The organism is Vibrio lamellibrachiae (genome assembly GCF_050337265.1).
Lineage (GTDB): Bacteria > Pseudomonadota > Gammaproteobacteria > Enterobacterales > Vibrionaceae > Vibrio > Vibrio kyushuensis.
Genome location: NZ_JAKJSU010000008.1, coordinates 166,235 through 187,093, shown reverse-complemented (window position 1 = coordinate 187,093; position 20,859 = coordinate 166,235). Strand labels below are relative to the sequence as shown.

Genomic DNA, 20,859 nt, shown 5'->3' with positions numbered 1-20,859 from the left:
CATTATTCTCCTAACAGTCTGTATCGTTCACCGAGCCTCTGATTTCACCCAAGTTTTCTCTGGGAAGAGTCGTTTCAAACGTAGGGACTGGAATGTTGCCTTGTAGAAAGCTTAACAAGCCCGCAAATTCGTAATCAAAGTCGATAACCCTTGCGCGTACATATTCAATGTCTAAAAAATCCGCATCAGGATTGCCAACCACTACTCCAGATCCATCTATATACTCAATAGTTAAATTAGCTGCCGTAAAACCACCGGGTGCATTACTAGGAACAACTAACGCAGGTATATCGTCCTGATCATCTATGTGACACACCACACCAAGCCTTGCGGCAACACGGGTCATTTCATTTATCAGCTGTAATGAATACATGTATCGACCAACTTCAATGATTCCCAACACCAATATCAACAACGCAGTTGATACCAATGTGAACTCAACTATGGTGATACCATTCTGCTTCCTCATGGTGCTGTCCTCATTATCGCAGAGGTATTCAACGGGACTTCTGCTGTAATGAACCCAGAAAACAAGCTTGTTATAGGAGTATAGGTATGATTTATCGTTACTGTGACAAATTGATTGGAGTGATCGATAGAAATATCACTTGTAGTTAAACCACTTACCAGCGCAGTACTGCCTTCACCTGCCGATGTCGTGCCATAAACAATAATGTTTTTTATCTCTGTTTCGTCTGCTATTTGGTCGTAACTGCTTGTTCCTGTCACTCCAGAAGTCGCGTATCTAGCTCCGTTTCGAGCCATTTTGTTTAGGGTGTTGTACTCAATAAAGGCATTACCAAACTCTGTAATCCCACCCATAATGAGTAACAACACAGGAACGGCAATTAAGAACTCAATCGCTGCGACACCTTTTTGTTTTATTGGCATGTTCATATCACGACTCCGTACTCAGAGGATCTTTATATAAAACAATTTTATACGGTCCATCTGTATCTGCATCTTGCCCTGGTACACCACCCGAAACGGTGCATTCTTCGATGAACTCACCAAATACAGGTTGTTTACTACCATTGTTTGTAGGTGCCTCTTGTAGTAGAAAGAAACAACCTATTGCTGTAATTGTAAATGAGTTCACACCACCAGTAGCTCCTGTGCAATCAACTATTGGTACAGGTAAAATCCTTCGGTTATATTGACCTCCTTGTGCAATTCGACAGTCGCTATCACCAGTACAATCAGGCAAAGCGGCTTCATAGTCTGAGTATCCCCAAGGCTCACCCCCTGATCCTGACTCGTCCTCGTATGTGATAACACCACTGTTATCCATTGTCGCTTCTTCAACAGGTTGACGAACATAAACATCAGATGGGTGCTCCGTCGCATTGACACCACCACCACCATATTGACCAAAGCGAGTATTTAAACCTTGCCCTACAGGTCCAACCGTATTGCCGGGCTTAGTTAAAACTGGGTCATTAATATTAACTTCTGTTTCAAAACCACCGGCTAGAGCCTCTCTTACAGTACTGGCCCCAGAACCAAAATCAAGAAGCTGAAAGTTACCCGGGCCCATATCTGAGTTTTGATTAGATGGGAGCTTTACTGCGTATAATGTTCCTGGGTCAAATCCATTTGCTCCTCCATCTTCTCCTTCACATACCGCCATAGGCACAATATTAACTAAAATCACCTCTGGAGGGCTTGGCCCAGCTACTGCGCTAGCAGTAATCTCTTTGGTCATCCCAAATATTTGCATAAAGAACTCTTCCAGTTCGTAGTCAGAAACGGATATTCGAACGTAGGTATCTTCAGTGCTGGTATAACTACCATCAGGGAAAACCTTGGGATCATTGGAGTACTGGACACTGATTGTGGCCGCAGAGAAGTCCATCTCACTGTTGCCTGTTGCACCTGCAACAGTAGTGAGTGTGGTATTTGCAACCGTCGTGGCTTCGGCTGTGGTTCCGTCATTATCAATGACTAATGCAGCAGCGAGCACCGCTGCATCCACACCATTTTGTAGGCGTGTCTTATTCATTAGGCCATGGTTTACATCTATAGTGAGCGCAACAACACCTATTAATGCGAGCATTGCCATTGTCACTAAGACTAATACCAAACCAGACTCCTTCCCCCTTGTTCGAGTAGCGAGTTTACTTCGATTCATTTTGTGGTCCTTAAGGGCTACTACTGTGCAAACCCTTGTAATACTTGACTCTCAGTACCTTTCAAGCTTTCACTTTGTAACCCTGTGTAGACTTGATAAGCCCCTTCCATTCGTTCACCACTGCCTGATGGAATGATTGATGCATTCTCTGCTGTTGCATTAGGATTGTACGTTTGCTCCGCTTTTACGCTTGCCATGTGATGTCCTAACTTCGCATCATTTGCACAGCCTACAAGCACACCAAAACTCAACAATGCTGTCACTATTTTGATTTTGTTCATGCTGATCTCCTATAAACTATGTCCAAATGAACCTTCAGATCCACCTTGCGAATACTCCATAAACTCGGCAGCATTTTCTGGTGATTTATTACTATTGCCACTTGGTTCAGCTATATAAGCTCCTTGACCCAACAAGTAGTACTTAACATCATTTGGTTCAACAAATGCGTCTGTAGGCAATGAGATTCGACTTCGATCTATCGGTTTGGCTAAGCGAGGTGTCACAAGAATTACTAGCTCAGTTTCACCCGAAACATACTCGGAACTATTAAACAGCTGACCTAGAACTGGGATATCACCAAAGCCCGGCATCTTAGTCGCGACATCTCGAACATTTTCGCTCAATAATCCAGCAATCCCTATCGTTTGACCATCGGCGAGCTCTAGTGTTGAAGAAGCACTACGACGTGTAATTGGGGGAATGATATAAGTACTATTCGTATCAGTAGGACTAAGAGTAAGCGAGCTTGAGTTAGCAATTTCACTTACATCAATAGCAAGGTTTAGGTTGATTTTCTTATCACTTAATACAGTAGGAATGAACTTTAGACCGACCCCATACTCTTTATATTCAATGGTAATACCGTCTTGGTCTGGAACGGGGATAGGAAATTCACCACCTGCTAAAAACTCAGCTCTAGCGCCGCTTAATGCAGTGAGATTTGGCTCAGCAAGAACTTTAGCTGCACCCGTTTGTTTCGCGATATCAAGCGCAAAGCTAAATAGTGTATTACCGTCAACAAATGAACCTAATAGACCGTAATCACTACTGCCCGGTAGATTAAATATTGGAGTCGCTCCATCTAAAGCACTTCCAACGGACGCCGCTCCCCAACCAAATTCAGACCCACTGGATTGGAAGAAATGAAAGTTGGCATCAAACTTTCTCACTAGACTTCGTTGAACTTCAGCAACCGTCACCTCTAACATTACTTGCTGGGCACCACCAATTGACATTAAGTTAATAACACCCGCTTTTGTTACTTGCTCACTACCTGATTCGTTTTCTTCATCTGCAACTTGCCCCACTGCATAGGTTTCAGCAACACGTAGTGCAACATTCATCTTCTCTTGGGAGCTTATTTGCCCGCTCAAGATTAAGCGATTCTGTGCACTGTGTACTTTGACATTCTCATCAGGAAGAAACTCAAACAGCTTAGCCTTTAGGCTGTTTAGGTCATGGGTGACTTCTATATCTATCGATTCAATCAGCTGTCCTTTACTATCCCAGGCCATTAGGTTTGTAGACCCAAGCTTTTTACCTATAAGAAACAGTTCATCCGATTTCAGCATGACAATATCAAGCACATCGGGATCGCCTAACGACACACGCTTCGCTTTAGCTGACAAATTAACATGTGTCGATTTATGGTGAGGGACCTTAACGATTTTCCCTGTTTGAGTCGATGCGGTCACCACTGCTGTCGCACTCAAGAATAGTAGGGTGAAAAATATAATTATCTTTCTCATGATGCACCTTAGTCCTTAACTCGAATATTTGAAGACTGCGTCCCTTTGATTATAGTGACACTAGGTGCAACGCGCCTCTTCACTACTTTCTCCTCTGGTTCATGAGGGTTTCGTAAAGCTAGTTGAATCGTACCTTTACTTTTTGCCGTAAGTAATTTTTCGGCATCTTTGGGAGATACTTCCAGTGTTACTGCTCGAACAACAACCGGTGAGTTCTCTTGCGTTTTGGCGGTTTGATCCACCGCTAATACTTTAATATCCTTCAATACGGTCGATGTTTTAGTGTAGGTTTTGCTGTACTCAATCGTACTCAAAATATCAACAGAATTACCAGGTAACAAAAAACCAGCCACGCCAATGACATCGTCAACACGTATAGTTACAGCTCGCATATTTTCAGAAATCAATGCTGCTAAGGTTGAGCCAGCAGCGCCTGATGTCACACGTAGTGGGTTAATTAGCTCACCTTGGAAAATATCCGATTCTGCCACTAGGCCTACAACCACACTTTCATCTACGTACTGACTCTCTTCCCTCCAATCCACTTCAAGTAACTTAGAAGTCAGGTGCTGTTCTTCAATGACGGTACCAGCAGGAATAGCCTGCGCAGCAATAACAACGGGCTCTCGCTCGACAACTTCGGTTTCAATCGTAGGCTGAACTTGACTGTCCATCCATTGTTTAGCAAAAAATACAGCGCCCAAACCAAAAAGAATGGATAACATGAACAATAAAATGACTTGTTGCTTACTCATCTAGCTCCTCCCCCTTTACCATCAGCGGTAAAGTAGACTTCCCATGCCCGTGTTAATATTTCTGGAGTAATTACAGGCTCTATGTCTTCAAATGCAATGATATCCCTACTAATACCCACCATATCTTTGGGTAAACAAGGATAAAAACCCACGCTATGTTGACGATGTAAACTGAATAGATTTTCAAAAACTGCTGGTTCAATGGCTAGCTTTCTCCCCTCAGCGATCTTTCCCCAAAGCGCTTTATATTCACTATCCTGCAATGCGTAAAATTGAATTTTGTAACCTAAGCGACGCAAGAAGGCGGGATCAGCGATTGTTTGAGGATCTAAATTACTTGAAAATGCCAATGTCAAAATAAAAGGTATCGTAATTTGTTGACCATTTGGCAAGGATAAGTGATCAAAGAAATACTCCATTGGCACAATCCATCGATTGAGCAGAGTATCGACGGGCATTGGCTGCCTTCCTAAGTCATCAATAATGAAGATGCCGTTATTTGCCATCATCTGAAGAGGGGCCATCCAAACACGGTTATGCTCACTGTGGTTGACCTCAAGCATGTCCATAGTCAGTTCACCACCCACTTGAATATTAGGTCGCTCACTGAGTACCCAGCGACGATCAAACTGCTCTTTAAACAGCAAGCTCTGACCATCTGAATTACCATCAACGCGTTTATGATGTTGCGGAGAGAACACTTTAATTATGTTACCTGCAGCGTAAACCGCATAAGGAATGTATACAGAAGTGTTTAATGAATTGAGTAGTCGAGTGGCAACAAATGTTTTACCTGTACCTGCATCCCCATACAGCAATAAAGCTCGGCCCGAATTAATTGCGGGCCCAAGCACGCCAATCATTCGGTCTGCTCCATATACATCACTAAGCGCGTGGGTAACATCGGCTTTGGTCACCACCCTAGCTCGCACGTCTTGATCCTTGACCATCTGGTAATAGTCGCTCAGTGAAACCGGTGTTGGCCCAAGGTAGGCATCTTTTGTAAATGCGGAATCAGCTTCTTGCATCCCCGTTTCAGAAAGGCCATAACGGACCGTTCCGCCAGTCTCTTGAGACATGAACCCTTCACTGGCAGCTTGAAATACTTCGACTAGGGATTTTTTGCGCAAATTGGCGATCATATCTTCGATAAGATGGCTATTAATACACATAAGTTTGGTTAGATTAAGAAGATCAGATTTTGGGAATGCTGCGATTTGTTTGATGAGTAAGTTTTCGACAACCGCTCTAGGTACCCCTAATCCTTCAAAAGAAGTAGGTACTTTGGGAGCCTCCGCTTGGGGCGTTAACTCTTCTCTATGTCTACCTTCACTCGATGTCGTATTCACGGAGACTCCTTGTAATGGTTCTCTCGCTAAAGAGCTGTCTAGCTAAACTATCATTCCATTAAAAAAACTTTGCATTGCTAACCCTATAACGACAACGGGTGCAAATGGCATTCTCAGCATCTCGGTATTACTTTTTGTATGATCAGAAAGAGCAGTCTTAACCCCTTTGCCGTATGCAAAAAGCATAGTATATTTTCTCACCACTTGTTGAAATGAAACCGGATTTTCAGCCATTCGCATACAGCTATACAACGCACCAATTAATATGCTGGATACCGCAATCCAAAAAGTTGTGCTCATAAGCTGCCCCCAACCTACTATTACTCCTATTACGCCCAACAACTTAACATCACCAGGAGCCATAATACGAAACATGTGCATTATCAAGGCACCAAAGAACATGATGAACCCCGCCAGTAAAGATGTGCTAATAGCAATCAATGGCTCAGAAGAAAAGAACTGATTTAATAAGGTAATGATTAGTAAGTAGAGGAGTGCAAGGTTAGGTATTCGATTTTCTCTTGCATCAGTCGTGGCGACAAAAAGCAATCCAGCCCAAATTAGATATTCCATTATTTAATAATCTCGAGGGTATTTTTATTCAGGATCATCAAATATCGAGCCCATCTCTCCACTCAAGATCCCATAAAATACGGTAAATAAGCCTGAAAGACCGACAATCAAGGCTCCAGCGCCAACAAGGTATTCGACAAAAGTAAGTCCTTCCTCATCATCGATAAACTCATTAATCGTTTTGAGAAAATGGTTCATCATGCGTCTCCAGTTAATATCGACTAAATGATTTTTTGTTTAGTCGATATTAAATGTAGACTATTAAGTATGGTCCTGCGAATTAGAATACAGTTCCCAATTCCGTTATCATAGCTTCACCAAATGCTGTGAATATTGAACCTAATGCAATAACAAGCAAGCCAGCGCCAACAACGTACTCAACCACTGTTAATCCTTCTTCGTCCTGCATAAACGCTTTAATATTTTTCATAAATACATTCATCTTTTGGTCTCCTTCCAAATTAAGCAATTAAGTACAATTGCTAACTAACAATTTAGATAGTAATAAAACTATTAGTTAGGACTTTTTTACTACATTTTGGTACTTTCTTATCATTAAATATTGATTTTTTTTAGTAGTAATAACGACAAACAACTAATTTTAACTCACACAAACAACAATGAGAAAAGCAGACAAGTCGTAGTAAAACTCATTAACTTATTGAGGTAAAAGAACGTTTTCCTTTAAGAACTTTCCATTAAGAGTTTTATTAACCCTAACCTTTGTCATTCTTAATATTGATACTTGACTATCTTTTATTATGGATAATTTCTGAACAAGGATCACACTAAGTGGTAAACTTAACTAACAATACAATCAATAAGAACTCTTCTATCACCATTGTCTTGAAATATTTCTACCTATGACTAGCCTTAAATTAGTTATTAAGAACTAGCTAATCTAAGGCTACTATATTATGGATGTTCTTCACGCAGGCCATTGGATTGGGCAATCAGTATCATACATATCAAAAGATACGCTATTTAGTATCGAAAAATTCTTTAAGGTGATTGAAAGTGGACACGATGTGTCTATTTTGAGCGACCCTAATATAAATGTTTGTTTTTTCTTTTTTGATAAACATGCCAACCACCCACTACTACTTACAGCAATAAAGCTTTGTCAAAACCTTCATAAACAACTGATCATTATCCATAAAGGTGAAATAGATGACGATATTGTTGAGTTAAATATTGTTTTTGATCATTTCGATCTAAATAATTTTGACATTTATGACTGGTGCGAAAATCTTAGTCGTAATATTCACTATCGCTTCACCGATCATCAATCTGTATTAGATATCCACAAAAATGAAGTTGGTCTTAATAATCAGTCAATTAGTAAGGATATAATTGAAGTGCTGCGTTATATAGACCTCAATATTGCTAAAACAATCAGAGAAGAGGATATTGCTGATTATTGCCACTATTCCGTCAGCTACTTTTCAAAGGTGTTCCACAAATCCTTGGGGATCAGCTTTCGTGATTACCTAACTACAAAACGAATCGAACTCGCCAAACAACTTTTACAAGACGATAAAAAGAACAAAATTGCAGTTATTGCTTACCAGTGTGGTTACAACGATGTTTCCTACTTTTCACGCATTTTTAAGAAGAAGACTGGAATTTCTCCCGGTGTTTTCAGGCAGTTCCATTAGATAGATCACTCTAATCGATCAAAATCCCTTCATAATCTTTCACCTCCCTAACGCTCGTGCTAGTGTTAACTAGTGATTAACAATTAAATAACATAATAATTAATGCATCACTTCTAATACATGGAGTTAGAGAATGATTCAGCCTAATCAAATGACAAAACCTACTTGTACTCTCCCCCCACCAAACGAGTTGATTTTAAAGTGGTCTCAAGAGCGGCCCAATGAGGTGTACCTTAAACAAATCATCAATCGACAGTTTGTTGAGTTTACTTACGCTGAAGTAGCGGACAAAGCGCTACGCCTTGTGAGTGCCTTGAATAAACTTGGTGCAGAACCTGGTGACAAGGTCGCGCTCATTTCAAAAAACTGCGCTGAGTGGTTTATCTGTGATTTGGCTATGATGCTAGGTGATTTCGTTAGCGTGCCCATCTTCCCTACGGCAGGCGCAGAAACCATAGAGTATTGTGCGACACACAGTGAAAGTAAGTTCATCATTGCTGGTAAGCTCGATGATGCTAAAGCGACTCAAGAAGTACTCTCGAACTTACCTGACATTATTAGCATCGCTCTGCCATACGATAGCGCGCCAAGTTGCCAATACCAGTTTGAAGATCTTATAACGGAAGTAGAGCCCTCTACTTTTAGACCAGAACATTGCGATGATAAATTGATGTCATTGGTGTACACATCTGGAACCTCTGGCCAGCCTAAAGGGGCAATGTTGACCTATGGTGCATTCAGTTGGTCTGTTCAACAGTTGGTAAACCATATTGGTATACAAGATGGTGACAGACTGTTCTCATATCTGCCGCTTGCACACATTACCGAGCGTGTTTACATATTTGGCTGCTCAATTATGGGTGGCGTGGTGACTGCCTTCCCTGAGTCGTTAGATACCTTTATTGAAGACGTTAAAATGCAACGTCCGACTCTGTTTATCTCTGTACCTCGTTTATGGACTTTATTCCAGCAGCGCATTCAAGACAAACTTCCACCACGTAAACTAAACCTTCTTCTTAAGATTCCATTTATCAATAGTTTGATCAAAAAGAAACTCGCTGAAGGACTAGGGCTTGATCAAGCAAGAGTATTAGGTTGTGGATCTGCTCCTGTTTCTGCGGCATTACTCAACTGGTACCACAGTGTTGGATTAAACATTACTGAAGCTTGGGGAATGACGGAAACATTCGCTTATAGCACGATCAACTATCCGTTTAGAGAAGACAAAATTGGCACGGTTGGTGATGCAGGCCCAGGGATTGAACTGAAAATCGCTCAAGACAGTGAAATTATGGTTCGTGGTAAGGGCTTATTCTCTGGTTACTACAAAAATGATATCGCGACAAAAGAGACTTTTGATAGTGAAGGTTGGGTACATACTGGTGATATAGGATCGATTGACGCTGACGGGTATCTCTGGATCCAAGGGCGTAAGAAAGACACCTTTAAAACTGCTAAAGGTAAATTTGTCGCCCCAGTTCCTATCGAGAAAAAACTATTTGAATACAGCCGTGTCGAAATGATGTGTCTTATCGGCCTTGGGCTTCCTGGGCCAATCTTACTTGTCGTTCCGCATGATTTCCCGAACTTTGACAGAAAACGCTATGAACGCACTACCGAGCGCGTTATTGAAAAAATGAACGCACAACTTGGTTCGCATGAGAAAATCAAAGGTGTATTGATGATCAAAGAACCGTGGAGTATAGAAAACAATGTACTCACTCCTACGCTCAAAATAAAGCGCCATATCTTGGAGCAAAAGTACCATGATCTCGGCGCTGACTGGCCTAAAGATAAGCTGGTGATTTGGGAAGAGTAATTAATTTACCGACGCTCTACTATAGCTAATGATAAATGGCTTGCTTTCGATATTAGGTGAAAGCAAGCCTTTTTATTCATTGCGAGTTTATACCGACAAAGATAAAAAACCTCAGTGTGAATACTTAACACTGAGGTGATGCTAGACAGGAAGGTTAGCAAATATTTTATTTAAGCTCTTAAACGACGTTGTTTATTTACTCTTGTCTTAGTCCCAAAACACTCGGTTACTTTCCTTAGTCGCTTGTTCTTCACTCAGACCTACATCAGCGAGTAGGTGATCCGGAAGATCCGAAAGGTGTTTTCTTGAGCGGGATTTTGACACCCACATCTTGATAATAGAAAAGAAAGTCTTAATTAAATTAGATGAAGGTCGGCTTATAGTATTCGTGCCATTCATGATTGAAGTATTCATATCTCTCTATCTCCCTTTAATTAACTCAGTTGACAAGGTTAATAATCAACCATTATGGTAAATAGGACAAACGATACAAATTGGCATTGAGTTAAGGAAAACTAATGTGAAAGAACGAATGCCTCCATTTTTGGGGATCTATTATTTTTATACCGCCGCAAAGCTAGGCAGTTTCAAAGCCGCCGCCGCTCAGCTTTTTGTAACAGCGGCAGCGATCAGTCAGCAAATTAGATTACTCGAAGAGTGGGTAGGTACTGACTTGTTTATTCGTCAGCATAGACAAGTCGTCTTAACCCATGAAGGGGAAACGTTATACTTACAAGCCAAAAAAGGATTTGCTCATCTACAAGATGGAATACGACAAATAAACCAAGACCCCAATCCAACACAGCTTTCTATTTCCACATTACCCTCTTTCGCTCAACATTGGCTTGTTCCTCGTATTGGTCAATTTAAAGAGCAACACCCTGAACTATCCATGTTAATTGAACCGTCTAATCACGTGGTGTCATTTCAGGACTCAAGTGTTGATATCTGTATACGTTACGGAGAAGGCAATTACAAAAATGTCGAAAGTCGATGGCTAATGGATGAGGTGGTTTATCCCGTCTGTCATCCTATTTATCAAGAAAAACACGGCATCTATAGTGTGGATGACCTCTATAAAGCCGAACTCATTGAAGATCGTTGGCCTGATATGGATTGGCAATTATGGCTAGATTCAGTCGGAGTGAAAGGTGGTCAATCTACACTGCAATATGACGGTTCTCATTTTGTACTGGAAGGTGCTTTAGCGGTTCAAGGAGTTGCACTGGTTAAGCACAGTCTTGCTTTACGCTACCTAGATGAAGGAAAGCTCGTTCGTATTAGTAATATTGCTCTCAAGCCACGTTTTAGTTATTACTTATGTGCCCCTGCTGGGTATTTTCGTCGTGAAAAAATCATTGTATTTGAAAAATGGATGAAGCAACAAATCGAGCAGTTTTCCAGTTTAGGCCGCGAGGAGTTGATCATTAAGGAGAGCGATTATTCTTTAAAATGGAAGCGTAGCTAAGCTTAAATGGAAATGTAACTAGGCCTTAAAGAATTGCTATACTATGCACAATGAAACAAAAAATCCAAAGCTCACTTGCTCTCAACAGCAGCTGCGCTTAACAATAGTGAAATGAGAATAATGACACAAGAAAATAACCCTCTTCATGGCATCACGCTTCAAAAGTTACTAACTGAATTAGTTGAACATTACGGATGGGAAGAGCTTAGCCGCATGGTTAATATTAACTGCTTTAAAAGCGACCCTAGTATTAAATCAAGCCTGAAATTTTTGCGTAAAACCGAGTGGGCTAGAACAAAAGTGGAATCCATTTACGTTCAACTGAAACAAGCCTAGTTAAAAAGGTTCTAAATACGAAAAGCCCCACTAGCTTTCACTAGTGGGGCTTTTTAGTTAGAGACTAAAACGATTATTTCTTAGCGTTTTCTTCTTTAACTTTAGCAATTACTGCTTCAGCCACATTCATTGGGCATGGTGCGTAGTGTGCGAATTCCATAGAGAATTGACCACGACCTGAAGTAATAGTACGTAGGTGACCGATGTAACCAAACATCTCAGAAAGAGGAATGTCAGCTTGAACACGAACACCAGTTACGCCAGCTAGTTGATCTTTGATCATGCCACGACGACGGTTAAGGTCACCGATAACATCACCAACGTGATCGTCTGGAGTAAACACGTCTACTGCCATGATAGGCTCTAGAAGTTGAGCTCCTGCTTTAGGGATAGATTGACGGAATGCACCTTTCGCTGCGATTTCAAATGCGATAGCAGATGAATCGACTGCGTGGAAGCCACCATCGAATAGCTCAATTTCAACATCAAGAACAGGGAATCCAGCAAGAACACCTTCGTCCATCATTGACTTGAAGCCTTTCTCTACTGCAGGCCAGAATTCTTTAGGTACGTTACCACCAACAACTGATGAAGAGAACGTAAAGCCAGAACCTGTTTCGCCTGGTTTGATACGGTAATCGATCTTACCGAATTGACCAGAACCACCAGACTGTTTCTTATGCGTGTAGCTATCTTCAACTGCTTGAGTAATAGTTTCACGGTAAGCAACTTGAGGAGCACCAACTGTTAAGTCAACGCCGTAAGTACGCTTAAGGATATCTACTTTGATATCTAAGTGAAGCTCACCCATACCACGTAGGATAGTTTCGCCAGTCTCTTCGTCAGTGTTTACTTTGAACGTTGGATCTTCTGCAACCATTTTACCGATAGCAACACCCATCTTCTCTGAACCGCCTTTATCTTTTGGCGTTACAGCGATTGAGATTACTGGTTCAGGGAAAACCATTGGCTCAAGTGTGATTGGGTCTTTAGGATCACATAGAGTGTGACCTGTTTGAACGTTCTTCATACCAACGATAGCGATGATGTCGCCCGCTTGTGCAGAAGTTAGTTCTTTACGCTCATCAGCTTGCATCTCAACCATACGGCCAACACGCTCTGTTTTACCAGTAAATGAGTTAAGGATTGTGTCACCCTTATTCAATGTACCTGAGTAAATACGTACGAACGTTAGCGCGCCAAAACGGTCATCCATGATTTTGAATGCTAGCGCTTTGAAAGTTTCGTCAGCTGAAACAAGTGCGTGTGAGCCAGTCTCTTCGCCTTCTTCATCCATTAGAGGTTGAGGATCAACTTCTGTTGGTGAAGGTAGGTAATCAACAACAGCATCAAGGATTAGTTGAATACCTTTGTTTTTGAATGCTGAACCACAGTATGTTGGGAAGAAGTCCATAGTACGTGTACCCTTACGGATACATACTTTTAGTTGCTCAATAGATGGCTCTTCGCCTTCCATGTAAGCTTCCATTAGGTCATCGTCTTGCTCAACAGCAGTTTCAACCAGCATTTCGCGGTATTCTTCTACTTTGTCAACCATGTCCGCAGGAACATCTTCAACTGTGTAACGCTCTGGAAGACCTGAGTCATCCCAAACGTACGCTTTACGGCTAAGAAGGTCTACTACACCAGTGAAATCGTCTTCGATACCGATAGGTAGAACCATTACTAGTGGGTTAGCACCTAGTACGTCTTGAGTCTGCTTAACAACACGGTAGAAGTCAGCACCCATACGGTCTAGTTTGTTAACGAAAATGATACGTGCAACTTCAGATTCGTTCGCGTAGCGCCAGTTAGTTTCTGATTGTGGTTCAACACCACCAGAACCACAGAATACGCCGATACCGCCATCAAGTACTTTAAGTGAACGGTATACTTCAACTGTGAAGTCAACGTGTCCAGGAGTATCGATAACGTTGAAACGGTGGTTATCCCAGAAGCAACTTACAGCTGCTGACTGGATAGTAATACCGCGCTCTGCTTCCTGTTCCATAAAGTCAGTCGTTGATTCGCCATCGTGAACTTCACCAGTCTTATGAATTTGACCAGTTAACTTTAGGATTCGCTCAGTGGTAGTTGTTTTACCCGCATCAACGTGCGCGAAAATACCAATGTTTCTGTACTTCGATAAATCTGCCATTGTCTTACTCTGTTAATAGGATATAAAATGCGCGCAGAGTATACCATAATCCGTCAAGACTGGTACCCTTAGCGTGTACGAAGAAGATAAAAAACTTTTATAGGCCACTACTCAGCAAAAATCAATAAGAAGCACATCAATGATACGCTTTTATTATCCTCACTACTGCTCGTGGTATTAATGAGCGTAGTCTATTTAGCCTCGGTCTGATTTACAAACCTAATTCTCTTATTTGCTTTACAGCTCATCAAAAGCCGCAATTGCATCAGATAGCTTTTTAACCCCATGAATTTGCATACCGTCGATACCATTCTTAGGCATATTGGCGGCTGGAACGATTGCTTTTTTAAAGCCATGCTTAAACGCTTCCATCAATCGTTCTTGGCCACTTGGTACAGGGCGGATCTCTCCAGCCAAACCAACCTCACCAAAGACAACCACATCTTTCGGCAATGCTCTGTCCTTAAAGCTTGATAGTAACGCGAGCACCAAAGCAAGATCGGCACTAGTTTCAGTGACCTTAACGCCACCCACTACGTTAACAAAGACATCTTGATCAGCCATCTGCAAGCCACCGTGTTTATGCAATACAGCTAACAATAGAGAAAGTCGGTTTTGATCTAAACCGACGGATACGCGTCGCGGGTTAGCTAGCTGAGAGTAATCAACCAACGCTTGAATTTCGACAAGTAAAGGACGCGTTCCTTCCCATACCACCATGACTGAACTGCCCGACGTCTCTTCTTCACCACGGGATAAGAAGATAGCAGAAGGGTTGCTCACCTCTTTAAGTCCCTGCCCTGTCATGGCAAACACACCTAGTTCATTCACCGCACCAAAACGGTTTTTATGGCTTCGCATGGTTCTAAAGCGGCTATCTGCACCACCATCAAGTAAGACTGAGCAATCAATAATATGCTCAAGTACTTTTGGACCGGCTAATGTACCGTCTTTAGTTACGTGACCGACAATAAAGACTGCAACGTTATTTTGCTTTGCGTATCGGGTCAGCATCGTTGCAGACTCTCTTACTTGCGCAATACTCCCCGGTGAAGATTGCACATCCGCAACGTTCATCACTTGAATAGAATCAATCACCATAATACGTGGCTGCTCTTTTTCAGCGATTTGACAAATTTTGTCTACATTTGTTTCCGACAACATTTTTAGGTGTTCTTTCGGTAAACCTAAGCGTGACGCTCTCATTGCGACTTGCTGAAGCGACTCCTCACCCGTTACATATAACGTTGGCATTTGAGCTGAAAGCAAACACATGGTCTGAAGTAAAAGCGTCGACTTACCAGCACCAGGGTTACCACCTATCAATATCGCAGCACCGGGAACGACCCCACCGCCAAGTACTCGATCTAGTTCTTTAAAGCCACTGCTAAATCGAGGCACTTCTTGTAGATCGATTTCAGACAGAACCTGAACCTTTGATTCATTGATACCGCCTGCATATCCAGACAAACGATCATTGCGCGCTACCGTTGGTGATGCCGCCAAACGAATCTCTGTAATCGTGTTCCAAGCCCCACAAGCGTTACATTGCCCTTGCCAGCGGGGAAAATCCGCACCACAATCGTTACAAACGTATGCACGTTTTGCCTTAGCCATGTTTCCTCAATCTACTAAACTGTTTAATAAGCACTTAATTAAACGAATGATGAAAAGCGCGTGACGCATTCAGTGATGACTAACACCACTTGGTCACCTAGAGAGTTAACATCTGGCTAAAGATCTCGGTGATTCTGCCGATGTTAATGTAACGGACTACTCTAACAGAAAAATATGCAGCAATCTGAAATTCTATCTATCGCAGAAAGACTCATCCCCGCTTTTCATTCAGGGGATTTCGATTACCTTTTGTCACAAATGACAGAGGGTGAAGCTCCGTCAGCAAAACTGCTCATAAAGATGGAATTAAATCGGGTTATGGCACCTTGCACTAAACCCATTGACCTAAGAGGTCGAGTTCAAGGCGAGTGTCGAGAGTACGAGCTTGATGGTTTAAAGCACTGGCTCGATGATGTGGCTTTCAATGCCTACCACAAGAATTTCAAGAAGTTTAACGGCTACACCGAAGGAATGTGGGAAGCCTTAATTAATACCAAGAATAATTTCAGAGTAATGAAACAAAACGGTATTACGCCTCAAAAAGAGTCGTCACCAGAGACAACCCCTTTTCATGTTGAACCAATAACGCTGGGCTATGACTTAAAACGGCAAGAGAATCGCCTAAAGGTTTACTCTCAAGTTGAAATTACTTTGCAAAATAAGCAACTTGTTCATGCGGTGAGTATCGATCTGTCTCCCTCTGGCGCTAAATTTAAAGTTCCAGCCGCAATAAACTATAAGTTGGGCGAACTTGTTAGCGTTTCATTTGTTGAATTACAAAAATCGTCTGAAGTTGAAGAGATTGTTCTGCCGCTCAACTATCGGGTCGTGGGAATTGATGATAGTTATGAGAATGATGCGGTTAAATTTATTCGGGCACTCAAAGTGTCAGAATCTGATGTCATCAATCAAGTCATTGAAGAATCGCTACAAAACAACTCACAAAAAGTTCGCCATGATAACCAAGATAAAATAATTCGAGCTCGCACTCGTGGCTATGAACACACCTATTTAAAACATACCTGCAATCTGCCACTGTTTTTTAGTGGTAGTGAATTAAAGCTGATATTGATGACCGAAAATAACTTGCCCATTTGGAACTATTGGCAAGATGAGCGTAACCAGCAGGCTTTGGGATCTCTGTTTCACGAAGAGCGTATCTCACTGCTGACTAAGGCAGGTATTCGTGGCAGCAGCAACACAATTTACTCTTTCACGCATCAACATGAAGGGAAATCTCTTTTCTTCTCAATGATGATGCCTGAAGCAACGAGAGAAGAGCGTCAATTGTTCTGGCACGTAGGAGCAAGACGAAAAAGTTGGAAAGCCTTTAAGCTGTCTATTTTTGAACTCTCCGATCCTGAATGTCAGCAACTAGCGCAGCATGCCAACGAGTTGGGTATCAATACTGAAGCCCTCTCTCATTGCGGTATTTTACAAGAGATAGCTGATAGCGATTCAGCAGGGGATTATCTTTTCACTCAAAAGCCGAAACTACCAAGTAAGACGTTAAATCGCTTTCGACATACTCGAAAAATAATAGGCAACCCAACCTCTATCTATTTTGATGCAAAATCTCGTCGAAAAGAGCCTCGCTATCAATTTAAGTCACCCGTTGAATTAACCACACAATCTGGAAAAGTGTATTCAGGCAATACTCTTGACCTCTCAAGGCATGGCTTAAGTATTCAGCTTGATACACCCAGTGACATCACCGCAAATGACCGATGTACCGTAAACTTACGTGAATTGCAGTTGTACGATAAATCGTTGCCTCTCAGCGAAGTTCCTTATCAGGTAATACGTGTCGGTTCAGATGATCAACAAGTTCAAATGAGTATCGATAACTCGACTCAGAATTTAAGAACGATAGGCTTCTTTGATCGACTAATAAAACACAATGAGAAAAAGCTGCCACAGAAAAAAGAGCTACTCCCTAGTAATGAATTACTTGAAGGGCTGCACGATATTTTATTGGATAAGATGGTCAGCAATCCTGTCTTCATCGAAAAAATCAAAGGCTCATTAGTCCCTAGGGTGATCGGTGTGAACTACCCTCTTCCTCCACACTTAGTACTAATGGCAAGATTAGGCATTGAAAAACAGTTTTCATTAGAACCTATTTATAAAGGAAGAATGACGACACTTCTTTCTGTACCAATGAAGCGACTTGAGGGTGCTGTTCCGCAATATCATGAGGTTTATATCTCTGCACTGATTTTTGGGAATCGAATTCAGTCATTACAGACAAAGTTAAGCAGTGAGTTTGAGAGCAATAAAGAACGACTTATTTTCATTAAAAAAGCGATGAATGTGGGTGACTTTTATGTTTTGCGAGTCTCTGGCGCGCCCATTTTTGAACCACTGAGTAATCTATTAAAAGTGGATATTGAAGAGCTGACTCAAATCAGTATGCATCAAGCGAGAAGCTTGGAAAAAGAGATAAGTTCAACCGTTGGTTACGGTGAGATTGTTGATATTACCGATGAAGTATTAGTTCGATTAGAGCTGACTCGATAAGAGTAATAAGTCGCTTAAAGAATCGCGCGAGGGCTCTTCCTCGCGCTATATATGGCATAATTCGTTGAATTACAGCCATTGGGTTACCGTTTTTTGGCTACCGTTCACTCACATAATAGTCAGCCTAAGGTCTAGATTGCCAACTCAACTTCTTCTGTTTTACAAGCCCAGCAGAAAGTATGCATAGCACCCCACCAAGCCCTGAAAATCGAATCGCTGTTTGTGCCTGCTGTTCCACTTTTGCCTTTGCGTGATAAGCAATACCCAGACCTGCCGCATCCATCATAACAAGATCATTGGCACCATCGCCTACCGCTACAGTATTGTGCAGCTCAATATCGTACTGCTCAGACAGGTCGAGTAGAATATCCGCTTTCGTCTGTGCAGAGACAACATCCCCTAAAACATGGCCAGTTAACTTGCCATCGATAATTTCCAAGGTATTTGACTGAGCATGATGTAAGTTCAATTGCTCTTTTAGATAATCTGAGAAATAGGTAAAACCGCCTGAAGCGATGGCAGTTTTCCACCCCAGCGCATTGAGCGTTGTGACGAGTTCTTCTAAATCAGGCATGAACGGCAGGTCGCTACGTACCGCTTCTAAAATCGACTCATTCGCGCCAGTAAGCTTACCAACACGTTGGCGAAGACTCTGTTCGAAATCGAGTTCCCCTTGCATCGCACGCTCAGTAACCTCAGCCACCTCTTCTCCAACGCCTGCAAGTTTTGCAATTTCATCAATACATTCAATCTGAATGGCTGTTGAATCCATGTCCATCACAATCAAACCAGGCAGAGAAAGGTCAGGCATATCATCCAGACTGGCGAAATCTAGCCCCAATGAAATAACAATATCTTGATGCGCTTGAGTAAGTTGCCCAGACATTAGCGCGACTTCGTAGTGACCTACTTTCCAAGTTTCAACAATAGGCGTATAAACACCTGTGTAGGCATCGATGTCTTCAAAGTGCTGAGCTGAAAGCTGTGTTGAAAATATAATCCAATTAGCTTTGGCTTTATCATGTTGATTAGCAAAGCGAGTTTCTGGTAATCGGCTAAGAAGCGCAGTGTGTCTTCTAATAGAGAGTGTCTTTAACGTGTCCATGTTTTTAATCCTTGAAATAACTCCTCAACGTTACCCTATTGCAATTTAAAAACGCAAGTATCAATATTAATGAAAGTAAAATAAAATTAATGACAGTAAAATAATTCTGTCTAGGAATGCTATGAATCAATCATTGTTTTCATTTCGTATAGCAATCAAAGTCGTTGCGGTACTTACCCTACTCGCTATGGTGGCTGTCATTGCAGTCAATAGTGTTAAAATAAGCAAAGGTAATGAGCAGATTCAACATAATCAGCTCGAGACCTTAACCAAAATGTTGATTTCACAAGCCGCACTTTCAGCGAGTGAACCTGTCTTACAACAAGATCAGGAAAAACTGCTTAAGCTGGCCAATCAACTGACTCACAGTCACCTCTCTTTTGACGCTACAATTTATAATGCTGAAGGCGTTAAGTTAGCTGCTAGTGATGAAGCTCTATCAGCAAGAGAAGTGCTCGGACTCGATACGCCTTTATCTACCGCTAGAATAGGCCGTCAGCAGCTTGTAGAACCAATCATGCATGATTCAACTATTATAGGCTTTGTACGCATAACCTTTGAGACAGGGCGTGTTACAGCGATTTCAGATCACCACTATCGAAAGAGTGATCGTTACATGTACACAATGATTTTGATGAGTTTTATTGGTGGGGTGTTGATGCCGCTACTGATTAGAAAAAAGAGAAAGAACAAAGGCGAGAACTTGCTACTTCAAGGGCACTAGATATTCCAAGTACTTAGCTGATCAAGCATTTGTCTAAACACTCAAACAATAAAAACCTCAGGTCATATCGAACTGAGGTTTTTTGTTTTCTATTGCTAGAGGTGACAGTGAGAGTCATTCACTCAGATTAATCTTCGTCGCCAAGCAGTACTGAATCTAATGCAATTTCCATCATTTCATTGAAGGTCGTAGCGCGCTCATCAGAGGTTGTCTGCTCACCGGTTTTGATATGATCAGAAACGGTACAAATCGCCAGCGCTTTTGCACCATATTCTGCTGCGACACCGTAAATACCCGCTGCTTCCATTTCAACACCAACAATGCCGTACTTGTCCATCACATCAAACATCTCTGGATCTGGCGTATAAAACAGTTCAGCAGAGAACAGGTTGCCGACTTTTACTTCAATACCACGTGCTTTTGCTGCATCTTCAGCATTGCGAACCATCTTATAGTCTGCAATTGCGGCAAAGTCATGATCTTTAAAGCGAATGCGATTTACTTTTGAGTCAGTACACGCGCCCATGCCAATCACAACGTCGCGTAACTTGATATCTTCGCTTACTGCACCACAGCTACCAACTCGAATGATCTTCTTAACACCAAAGTCTTTGATAAGCTCGGTCACATAAATAGAGCATGATGGAATGCCCATACCGTGTCCCATTACAGAGATCTTGCGACCTTTGTAGGTGCCCGTGTAGCCGTACATATTGCGGACATCACAAACCTGAACGGCATTATCTAGAAACGTATCAGCAATGTATTTAGCACGCAATGGATCGCCAGGCATTAAAACGACGTCTGCAAAAGCACCATTTTCAGCATTAATATGTGGAGTTGCCATTATCTAATCCTTTGTTGAAAGCCTAGAGTTGATGACTAGGCTTGAATC

Annotated in this window: 21 protein-coding genes; 6 read left to right on the top strand and 15 right to left on the bottom strand. The window is 41.8% G+C overall.

Going from position 1 to position 20,859, the window contains the following annotated elements; translation table 11 throughout:
- Positions 1-10 precede the first annotated feature (10 nt).
- The 10 genes from L4C54_RS14075 to L4C54_RS14030 form a co-directional block, all read right to left on the bottom strand.
- Positions 11-469 carry a TadE/TadG family type IV pilus assembly protein gene (locus tag L4C54_RS14075; RefSeq protein WP_428808680.1) on the bottom strand — a complete coding sequence of 153 codons (459 nt, stop codon included), beginning with the start codon at positions 467-469 and terminating at the stop codon, positions 11-13.
- The gene (locus L4C54_RS14070) at positions 466-897 is read right to left on the bottom strand and encodes a TadE/TadG family type IV pilus assembly protein (RefSeq protein ID WP_428808679.1); all 432 of its coding nucleotides are present in this window, start codon (positions 895-897) and stop codon (positions 466-468) included. Before L4C54_RS14070 ends, L4C54_RS14075 begins: the two co-directional genes overlap by 4 nt.
- A gap of 1 nt (position 898) precedes the next feature.
- The gene (locus L4C54_RS14065; RefSeq protein WP_428808678.1) at positions 899-2,131 is read right to left on the bottom strand and encodes a TadE/TadG family type IV pilus assembly protein; all 1,233 of its coding nucleotides are present in this window, start codon (positions 2,129-2,131) and stop codon (positions 899-901) included.
- A gap of 20 nt (positions 2,132-2,151) precedes the next feature.
- Positions 2,152-2,412, bottom strand: a complete 261-nt coding sequence (locus L4C54_RS14060) for a hypothetical protein (RefSeq protein ID WP_428808677.1) — start codon at positions 2,410-2,412, stop codon at positions 2,152-2,154.
- A 9-nt stretch (positions 2,413-2,421) separates the two neighbouring features.
- Positions 2,422-3,882, bottom strand: a complete 1,461-nt coding sequence (locus L4C54_RS14055) for a type II and III secretion system protein family protein (protein ID WP_428808676.1) — start codon at positions 3,880-3,882, stop codon at positions 2,422-2,424.
- 8 nt (positions 3,883-3,890) lie between these two features.
- Positions 3,891-4,637, bottom strand: a complete 747-nt coding sequence (gene cpaB / locus L4C54_RS14050) for a Flp pilus assembly protein CpaB (RefSeq protein ID WP_428808675.1) — start codon at positions 4,635-4,637, stop codon at positions 3,891-3,893.
- On the bottom strand, positions 4,634-5,986 hold the full coding sequence (locus L4C54_RS14045) for a DUF8689 domain-containing protein (protein WP_428808674.1): 1,353 nt from the start codon (positions 5,984-5,986) through the stop codon (positions 4,634-4,636). The genes cpaB and L4C54_RS14045 overlap by 4 nt, the downstream gene beginning before the upstream one ends.
- Positions 5,987-6,028: 42 nt before the next feature.
- Positions 6,029-6,559, bottom strand: a complete 531-nt coding sequence (locus L4C54_RS14040) for a prepilin peptidase (RefSeq protein ID WP_428808673.1) — start codon at positions 6,557-6,559, stop codon at positions 6,029-6,031.
- A 24-nt stretch (positions 6,560-6,583) separates the two neighbouring features.
- Positions 6,584-6,760, bottom strand: a complete 177-nt coding sequence (locus L4C54_RS14035; protein WP_428808672.1) for a Flp family type IVb pilin — start codon at positions 6,758-6,760, stop codon at positions 6,584-6,586.
- 79 nt (positions 6,761-6,839) lie between these two features.
- Positions 6,840-7,001: a Flp family type IVb pilin gene (locus L4C54_RS14030; protein ID WP_428808671.1), complete on the bottom strand. Its 162-nt coding sequence runs from the start codon at positions 6,999-7,001 to the stop codon at positions 6,840-6,842.
- 475 nt (positions 7,002-7,476) lie between these two features.
- Here L4C54_RS14030 and L4C54_RS14025 point away from each other — a divergent pair, with 475 nt between their 5' ends.
- Complete coding sequence (locus L4C54_RS14025) at positions 7,477-8,217, top strand: helix-turn-helix transcriptional regulator (RefSeq protein ID WP_428808670.1); 741 nt, start codon at positions 7,477-7,479, stop codon at positions 8,215-8,217.
- Positions 8,218-8,350: 133 nt separating this feature from the next.
- Entirely contained in the window at positions 8,351-10,036 is a 1,686-nt protein-coding gene (locus L4C54_RS14020; RefSeq protein ID WP_428801062.1) for an AMP-binding protein, read from the top strand.
- Positions 10,037-10,243: 207 nt separating this feature from the next.
- On the opposite strand, the gene L4C54_RS14015 is transcribed toward L4C54_RS14020, so the two are convergent.
- Complete coding sequence (locus L4C54_RS14015) at positions 10,244-10,450, bottom strand: DUF1127 domain-containing protein (RefSeq protein ID WP_428801063.1); 207 nt, start codon at positions 10,448-10,450, stop codon at positions 10,244-10,246.
- Between the two features lie 106 nt (positions 10,451-10,556).
- Here L4C54_RS14015 and L4C54_RS14010 point away from each other — a divergent pair, with 106 nt between their 5' ends.
- Together L4C54_RS14010 and L4C54_RS14005 are read left to right on the top strand one after the other, a co-directional pair.
- Positions 10,557-11,504, top strand: coding sequence for a LysR substrate-binding domain-containing protein (locus tag L4C54_RS14010; RefSeq protein WP_428808669.1), 948 nt, complete (start codon positions 10,557-10,559; stop codon positions 11,502-11,504).
- A 120-nt stretch (positions 11,505-11,624) separates the two neighbouring features.
- Positions 11,625-11,840, top strand: a complete 216-nt coding sequence (locus L4C54_RS14005) for a VF530 family protein (RefSeq protein WP_428801065.1) — start codon at positions 11,625-11,627, stop codon at positions 11,838-11,840.
- 73 nt (positions 11,841-11,913) lie between these two features.
- Here the strand turns inward: L4C54_RS14005 and fusA are convergent, their stop codons facing one another.
- Together fusA and radA are read right to left on the bottom strand one after the other, a co-directional pair.
- The gene (gene fusA / locus L4C54_RS14000) at positions 11,914-13,998 is read right to left on the bottom strand and encodes an elongation factor G (protein ID WP_428801066.1); all 2,085 of its coding nucleotides are present in this window, start codon (positions 13,996-13,998) and stop codon (positions 11,914-11,916) included.
- 237 nt (positions 13,999-14,235) lie between these two features.
- Positions 14,236-15,615: a DNA repair protein RadA gene (gene radA, locus L4C54_RS13995; RefSeq protein WP_428808668.1), complete on the bottom strand. Its 1,380-nt coding sequence runs from the start codon at positions 15,613-15,615 to the stop codon at positions 14,236-14,238.
- Positions 15,616-15,789: 174 nt separating this feature from the next.
- On the opposite strand from radA, the gene L4C54_RS13990 reads away from it, so the two are divergent.
- Positions 15,790-18,135: a PilZ domain-containing protein gene (locus L4C54_RS13990; protein WP_428808667.1), complete on the top strand. Its 2,346-nt coding sequence runs from the start codon at positions 15,790-15,792 to the stop codon at positions 18,133-18,135.
- Positions 18,136-18,259: 124 nt separating this feature from the next.
- On the opposite strand, the gene serB is transcribed toward L4C54_RS13990, so the two are convergent.
- Positions 18,260-19,240: a phosphoserine phosphatase gene (gene serB / locus L4C54_RS13985; protein WP_428801069.1), complete on the bottom strand. Its 981-nt coding sequence runs from the start codon at positions 19,238-19,240 to the stop codon at positions 18,260-18,262.
- A 121-nt stretch (positions 19,241-19,361) separates the two neighbouring features.
- On the opposite strand from serB, the gene L4C54_RS13980 reads away from it, so the two are divergent.
- The gene (locus L4C54_RS13980) at positions 19,362-19,964 is read left to right on the top strand and encodes a YtjB family periplasmic protein (protein ID WP_428801070.1); all 603 of its coding nucleotides are present in this window, start codon (positions 19,362-19,364) and stop codon (positions 19,962-19,964) included.
- Positions 19,965-20,091: 127 nt separating this feature from the next.
- On the opposite strand, the gene deoD is transcribed toward L4C54_RS13980, so the two are convergent.
- Positions 20,092-20,811: a purine-nucleoside phosphorylase gene (gene deoD / locus L4C54_RS13975; RefSeq protein ID WP_428801071.1), complete on the bottom strand. Its 720-nt coding sequence runs from the start codon at positions 20,809-20,811 to the stop codon at positions 20,092-20,094.
- Between the last annotated feature and the right edge of the window lie 48 nt (positions 20,812-20,859).